Origin of the sequence: Paracoccus sp. (in: a-proteobacteria), assembly GCF_047973135.1 — a bacterium.
Classification (GTDB): domain Bacteria; phylum Pseudomonadota; class Alphaproteobacteria; order Rhodobacterales; family Rhodobacteraceae; genus Paracoccus.
Window position 1 is genome coordinate 1 of record NZ_JBKEBL010000340.1, and the last position, 5,819, is coordinate 5,819.

The 5,819-nt window shown below is 65.7% G+C and carries 10 protein-coding genes and 1 pseudogene; all 11 read left to right on the top strand.

From position 1 onward, the window contains the following. Positions 1-873 (top strand): annotated as a pseudogene (locus ACK5L9_RS24095) (signal recognition particle protein); the annotation flags it as partial. A 3-nt stretch (positions 874-876) separates the two neighbouring features. Then, positions 877-1,434 carry a GNAT family N-acetyltransferase gene (locus tag ACK5L9_RS24100; RefSeq protein WP_416913991.1) on the top strand — a complete coding sequence of 186 codons (558 nt, stop codon included), beginning with the start codon at positions 877-879 and terminating at the stop codon, positions 1,432-1,434. Beyond that, entirely contained in the window at positions 1,431-1,991 is a 561-nt protein-coding gene (locus ACK5L9_RS24105) for a GNAT family N-acetyltransferase (protein WP_416913992.1), read from the top strand. The genes ACK5L9_RS24100 and ACK5L9_RS24105 overlap by 4 nt, the downstream gene beginning before the upstream one ends. Continuing rightward, positions 1,988-2,497, top strand: a complete 510-nt coding sequence (locus ACK5L9_RS24110; protein WP_416913993.1) for a GNAT family N-acetyltransferase — start codon at positions 1,988-1,990, stop codon at positions 2,495-2,497. Before ACK5L9_RS24105 ends, ACK5L9_RS24110 begins: the two co-directional genes overlap by 4 nt. Positions 2,498-2,567: 70 nt before the next feature. Next, entirely contained in the window at positions 2,568-2,864 is a 297-nt protein-coding gene (locus ACK5L9_RS24115) for a chorismate mutase (protein ID WP_416913994.1), read from the top strand. Positions 2,865-2,910: 46 nt separating this feature from the next. Further along, the gene (gene rpsP, locus ACK5L9_RS24120) at positions 2,911-3,276 is read left to right on the top strand and encodes a 30S ribosomal protein S16 (protein WP_416913995.1); all 366 of its coding nucleotides are present in this window, start codon (positions 2,911-2,913) and stop codon (positions 3,274-3,276) included. Between the two features lie 20 nt (positions 3,277-3,296). Further along, the gene (gene rimM, locus ACK5L9_RS24125) at positions 3,297-3,794 is read left to right on the top strand and encodes a ribosome maturation factor RimM (protein WP_416913996.1); all 498 of its coding nucleotides are present in this window, start codon (positions 3,297-3,299) and stop codon (positions 3,792-3,794) included. Next, on the top strand, positions 3,791-4,666 hold the full coding sequence (trmD, locus tag ACK5L9_RS24130; RefSeq protein WP_416913998.1) for a tRNA (guanosine(37)-N1)-methyltransferase TrmD: 876 nt from the start codon (positions 3,791-3,793) through the stop codon (positions 4,664-4,666). Before rimM ends, trmD begins: the two co-directional genes overlap by 4 nt. Continuing rightward, positions 4,663-5,046 (top strand): 50S ribosomal protein L19, encoded by a 384-nt coding sequence (gene rplS / locus ACK5L9_RS24135; protein WP_416913999.1) that lies wholly within the window; start codon positions 4,663-4,665, stop codon positions 5,044-5,046. The genes trmD and rplS overlap by 4 nt, the downstream gene beginning before the upstream one ends. A gap of 12 nt (positions 5,047-5,058) precedes the next feature. Then, positions 5,059-5,280 (top strand): 50S ribosomal protein L31, encoded by a 222-nt coding sequence (gene rpmE, locus ACK5L9_RS24140; RefSeq protein WP_416914000.1) that lies wholly within the window; start codon positions 5,059-5,061, stop codon positions 5,278-5,280. A gap of 205 nt (positions 5,281-5,485) precedes the next feature. Beyond that, the coding region (locus ACK5L9_RS24145) for a zinc ribbon domain-containing protein YjdM (RefSeq protein ID WP_416914001.1) at positions 5,486-5,819 on the top strand (334 nt) is incomplete at its 3' end.

The following is a 5,819-nucleotide window of genomic DNA, read 5'->3' on the forward strand; positions in this document are numbered from 1 at the left end:
GTCCGCGACATCGCCAAACCGCGCGAGACGCTGCTGGTCGTCGATGGCCTGACCGGTCAGGACGCGGTGAATGTGGCCACCGAATTCGACGGCAAGGTCGGGATTTCGGGCGTTGTGCTGACGCTGATGGATGGCGACGGGCGCGGCGGCGCGGCGCTGTCGATGCGCGCCGTCACCGGCAAGCCGATCCGCTTTGTCGGCCTTGGCGAAAAGATGGACGCGCTTGAGGGCTTTGACGCGCAGCGCGTCGCGGGCCGCATCCTGGGCATGGGCGACATCGTGGCGCTGGTCGAAAAGGCGCAAGAGGTGCTGGAGGTCGAACAGGCCGAACGCATGATGAAGCGGTTCCAGAAGGGGCTGTTCAACATGAACGACCTGAAAGGCCAGCTAGAGCAGATGCAGAAGATGGGCGGGATGCAGTCGATCATGGGCATGATGCCCGGCATGCAGAAAATGGCCAAACAGGCCGAGGCTGCGGGCATGGATGACAGCGCCATCCGCCGTCAGGTCGCGCTAATCAATTCCATGACGAAAAAGGAACGCGCCAACCCGGCGCTGTTGCAGGCCAGCCGCAAGAAACGCATCGCCACGGGTGCCGGCATGGACGTGGCCGAACTGAACCGCCTGCTGAAGATGCAGCGGCAGATGGCCGACACGATGAAAAAGCTGGGCAAGATGGGCAAGGGCGGCATGCTGAAACAGGCGATGCGCGCCATGACCGGCAAGGGCGGAGGGCTGCCCGACATGGCCGATGTCGATCCGGCGAAAATGGCCGAGGCGACCCGGATGCTACAGGATCCCAAGGGGCTGGGCGGCGATCTGGGCAAGGCCGGGCTGCCCGGCGGTCTGTCCGGGCTGTTCGGGAAAAAGTGATCCATGGAAGAACAGGCAGTCAGCATGCAGGCGGGGCGGTTGCCCCTTTGCGAGCAGGTTCCCGGCCTTGGAACCCCGCGGCTGCTGCTGCGCCCTGTGCGCGAATCCGATCAGGATGCGCTGATCGCCTTCTGGACCAGCGAACGCAGCAGCCCCAATGACGGCCCCCACGCCGAAGATGCGGCCCGCAACATCCCTTATATCGAGGCGGTAAGCTGGTATTTTCGTGGCTACGGCCTGTGGATCGCGGTAAATCGCCGGACCGGCAAGCGCCTTGTCGCGGTCAGCCTGACCCCGACCGAAGAGGGAAACATCGCGACGCTTGGCTGGGATGTGCTTGATCCCGCCGCCGAAGGTTGGGGTTTCGCCACAGAGGCGGCTCAGGCGTTGCTCGATCATGGAAGGGCGCTTGGTTACGCGGGCCTCCGTGCCCGGATGTATGCCGACAATGTCCGTTCGCGCCGTCTGGCGGAAAGGCTGGGTGGCGTCCATCAGGGCAGTTACATGCGCAATGGCCGCGAGGCGGTGACCTATGGCTTTACCGCCGGGGTGTCCGCATGATCCGGCCCTGGCTGACACCGCCCACCGGCCCGCGCGCCGACTTGGCCGCGCGCATCGCCGCCCCGGTTCCGGTGATCGAAACCGAACGGCTGCGCCTGCGCGCCCCCCGGATCGGGGATTTCGAGACCTGGGAGGCCATCGTCCGCGACGCGGGCGGGACAGGCCCGGACAATGCCGTGGCCCCCGCCGGGGCATGGCTGGAATTCTGCGAACTGGTCGCGGGCTGGATCCTGCGCGGCCATGGCCTGTTCGCCGCCGAAACCCGTAAAGACGCCCGGCTGGTCGGCTTCATCACGCTGGATCACGAACAGGGCGACCCCGAACCGGAACTGGGCTGGTTCCTGATCCCCGAGGCGCGCGGCATCGGCCTTGCGACCGAAGGTGCCACCGCGATCCGCGATCTGGCCTTCGGCCGGCTGGCAATGCCCGCTCTGGTCAGCTATGCCGACCCGGACAACGCCCCCTCGATCGCCGTCGCCCGCCGTCTTGGCGCGACAGCCGAAGGACCGTGCGACGGTTGCGCTGTCTTGCGTCACCATCACGGGGGCGCGGCATGACCCTGACCGCCCCGACCCTGACCACCGCGCGTCTGACCCTGCGCCCGCATGTGATGGGCGATTTCGATATTTATGCCGCGCTGATGATGTCGGATCGCGCGGTCCATATGGGCGGCCCCTTCGATCTGGCAGGGGCGTGGCAGTGGTTCGCCTCGGATGTCGCACAATGGCCGTTGCGGGGCTGTGGCGCGCTGGCCGTGACCGAAACCGCCTCGGGGCGGCTGGTCGGGCAGGTCGTGCTGAACGATCTGCCGCATTTTCCCGAACGCGAATTGGGCTGGATGGCCTTTGCCGAAGGCCATGGTTTTCTGACCGAGGCCGCCGCCCGGATGCGCGATTTCGCCTTTGGCACGCTTGGCTGGCCCGCGCTGGTCAGCTATGTCGCCCCGGCCAACCGCCGCTCTGCCGCGCTGGCCGAACGGCTGGGTGCCCTGCCTGACCCCGATGCCCCGCGACCCGATCCCGCCGATCTGGTCTGGCGCCACCCGAACGGGGATGCGGCATGACCTGTATACGCCCTGTGTACAGGCTGCGCGCGCCCTGTGCATGCCCGGTGCGGGCAGAAAGGAGACCCGGATGACCAATCCCGTCGCCCGCGCCGCCGCGCTGCTGAAAGAACATCGCGACAGCATCGACCGGCTGGACGCGATCCTTGTCTATACGCTGGCCGAACGGTTCAAGCGCACCCAGGCCGTCGGCCGCCTCAAGGCCAAACACGATCTTCCGCCGTCCGATCCCTCGCGCGAGGCGCAGCAGATCGAGCGGCTGGAACGCCTCGCACGCGAGGCCGACCTGGACCCGGAATTCGCGCGTAAATTCCTGAATTTCGTGATCGCCGAGGTGATCCGCCATCACGAAAGCTATCAATCCTGACGGCGGGTATTGCCCGCCAACCCCGCCATTTCAAAGGAGAAACCCAATGGCAATGAAAATCCGTCTGGCCCGTGGCGGCAGCAAAAAGCGCCCGCATTACGCCATCGTCGCAACCGATTCGCGCATGCCGCGCGATGGCCGCTTTCTGGAAAAGCTGGGCACCTATAACCCGCTGCTGCCCAAGGACAGCGAAGATCGCGTGAAGATGGATATCGAGCGCGTGCAATACTGGCTGGGTCAGGGCGCGCAGCCGACCGACCGCATCGCCCGCTTTCTTGAGGCTGCCGGTGTCCGTGAAAAGGCCGCGCGCGCGAACATGAAAAAGGCACAGCCGGGCAAAAAGGCCCAGGACCGCGCCAAGCAGCGCGCCGCCAAGGCCGCAGCTCCGGCCGAAGAAACCGCCGCCGAATAAGCGCGCGCGCCGGAAAAGCCATGGCACAGGACCGCATCTGCGTGGGCGCCATTGCCGGGGCCTTTGGGGTCCGGGGCGAGGTGCGGCTGAAAAGCTTTTGCGCCGAACCCGCGGATATCGTCGGCTATGGCCCGCTGACGACCGAGGATGGCAAGCGCAGCTTTACCGTGAAACTGACCCGCCCCGTCACGGGCGGGTTGGGCGCGCGCCTGTCGGGCGTCGCCACGCGCGAGGATGCCGAAGGCCTGAAGGGCACGACGCTGTGGGCCCCCCGCAGCGCCCTGCCCTCGCTGCCGGACGACGAATTCTATCATGCCGATCTGATCGGACTGGAGGTCGTCGATACCGGCGGGCAGGTTCTGGGCCGGGTCCGCGCGATCTTTGACCATGGCGCGGGCGATATTCTTGAGGTGGCGGGCAAGGAATTGCTGCTGCTGCCCTTTACGCGCGCCATCGTGCCGACCGTCGATCTGGCCGCCGGTCGCATCGTCGCCGATCCGCCGGGTTCCGACGAATGACCGATACGCCCCGATCCCATGGCCGCCTGTCCATCACCCCCAGCCTGCGCCCGCGCGAGCTGATGGCCGAACCGCAGGTGAAAGGCGTCTGGACCGCGCGGGTCGTGACCCTGTTCCCCGAGGCTTTTCCCGGCATTCTTGGCCTGTCGCTGACGGGCCGGGCGCTGGCACAGGGCTTGTGGAACCTGCAAACCATCCCGCTGCGGGATTTCGGTGTGGGCAGGCATCGCAATGTCGATGACACGCCTGCCGGGGGCGGGGCGGGGATGGTGATCCGGGCCGATGTCATGGATGCCGCCCTGCGCGAGGCCCGGCAGGGCCCGCCCGCCCCGGTGATCTATATGTCGCCGCGTGGCCGCCCGCTGACACAGGCGCGCGCGCGCGCTCTTGCCGAAGGCCCCGGCGTCACGCTGATCTGCGGCCGGTTCGAGGGGGTGGACCAGCGCGTGCTGGACGCCCATGAGGTCGAGGAAATCAGCATCGGGGACTATGTCCTGACGGGGGGCGAGATCGCGGCTCAGGTCTTGATCGACGCCACTGTCCGGCTTATACCCCGCGTGCTGGGGAATCAGGGCTCTCTGGCCGAGGAATCCTTTTCCATCGGCAACCGGGGTCTGCTGGAGGCCCCCCAGTACACCAGGCCCGCCCAGTGGGACGGTCGCGGGATACCCGAGGTTCTGCTGTCGGGTCATCATGCGGCCATCGCCAGGTGGAGGGCCGATCAGGCCGAATGGCTGACAAAGGAACGCCGCCCCGACCTGTGGCGGGCATATGCCGACGCGCATATGGACCCGGCAAAGGACCGACAGCTCTCGGGCGCATCACACCAATCGCGGGACCGCCGCGAGCAGACAGAGGAAAACCCGCGATGAACCTGATCGCAGAACTGGAAGCCGAGCAGATCGCCGCGCTTGGCAAATCCATCCCCGATTTCAAGGCCGGCGATACCGTGCGCGTCGGTTACAAAGTAACCGAGGGCACCCGCACCCGCGTGCAGAACTATGAAGGCGTCTGCATCTCGCGCAAGGGCGGCAGCGGCATCGGTGCCAGCTTTACCGTGCGCAAGATCAGCTTTGGCGAGGGCGTGGAACGTGTGTTCCCCCTGTATTCGACCAATATCGAGGCGATCGAGGTCGTCCGCCGTGGCAAGGTCCGCCGCGCCAAGCTGTACTATCTGCGCGACCGCCGCGGCAAATCGGCCCGTATCGCCGAAAAGACCAATTACCGCCCCAAGAACGACGCGAAAGCCTGAGGAGGTCGCGAGATGAAAAAAGACATCCATCCCGACTATCACATGATCGAAGTCAAGATGACCGATGGCACAACCTATCAGACGCGCTCGACCTGGGGCGCCGAGGGGGACACCATGCCGCTGGACATCGACCCGAATTCCCACCCCGCCTGGACCGGCGGTTCGGCCAGGCTGATGGATACCGGCGGTCGCGTGTCGCGGTTCAAATCGAAATATGCGGGCCTCGGCTTCTAGAGCATGTTGCACACAAGCGGGCACCGGTTTTGTGCCTCTTGAACATGCATTATCAAAGGGTTAGAGCGTGTCGCGTGAATGCGAATGAACACGGCGCGCTCCGGGCCACCCGGACAGGTCACGAAAACGCCGCCCCTGCGCGGCGTTTTTTTCATGAACCGGTGCCCCCTGTCCCTTGGCGTTGTCTGGCGCTATACGCACCAGCATGACCCAGACCCTGCCCCCGTGCCCCGAATGCCGCTCTGCCTATACTTACGAGGCGGCTTCCCTGCTGATCTGCCCCGAATGCGGGCATGAATGGTCCCCCGACGCCATATCGGAGACCGGCCCCGAAACGCGTGACAGCGTCGGCAATCTGCTGGCCGATGGCGATACGGTCAGCGTGATCAAGGATCTGAAGCTGAAAGGATCGTCCAGCGTGATCAAGGTCGGCACCAGGGTCCGGGGCATCCGGCTGGTGGATGGCGACCACGACATCGACTGCAAGATCCCGGGCATCGGCCAGATCGGCCTGAAATCGCAATTCGTCAAGAAGGTCA

What these genes read in the sequence shown, in the direction of transcription:
- ACK5L9_RS24100 (WP_416913991.1), top strand. Translation starts at nt 877, where the DNA reads ATGGAAGAACAGGCAGTCAGCATGCAGGCGGGGCGGTTGCCCCTTTGC.
- trmD (WP_416913998.1), top strand. Translation starts at nt 3,791, where the DNA reads ATGACCGATACGCCCCGATCCCATGGCCGCCTGTCCATCACCCCCAGC.
- rplS (WP_416913999.1), top strand. Translation starts at nt 4,663, where the DNA reads ATGAACCTGATCGCAGAACTGGAAGCCGAGCAGATCGCCGCGCTTGGC.
- ACK5L9_RS24115 (WP_416913994.1), top strand. Translation starts at nt 2,568, where the DNA reads ATGACCAATCCCGTCGCCCGCGCCGCCGCGCTGCTGAAAGAACATCGC.
- rimM (WP_416913996.1), top strand. Translation starts at nt 3,297, where the DNA reads ATGGCACAGGACCGCATCTGCGTGGGCGCCATTGCCGGGGCCTTTGGG.
- rpmE (WP_416914000.1), top strand. Translation starts at nt 5,059, where the DNA reads ATGAAAAAAGACATCCATCCCGACTATCACATGATCGAAGTCAAGATG.
- ACK5L9_RS24105 (WP_416913992.1), top strand. Translation starts at nt 1,431, where the DNA reads ATGATCCGGCCCTGGCTGACACCGCCCACCGGCCCGCGCGCCGACTTG.
- ACK5L9_RS24110 (WP_416913993.1), top strand. Translation starts at nt 1,988, where the DNA reads ATGACCCTGACCGCCCCGACCCTGACCACCGCGCGTCTGACCCTGCGC.
- rpsP (WP_416913995.1), top strand. Translation starts at nt 2,911, where the DNA reads ATGGCAATGAAAATCCGTCTGGCCCGTGGCGGCAGCAAAAAGCGCCCG.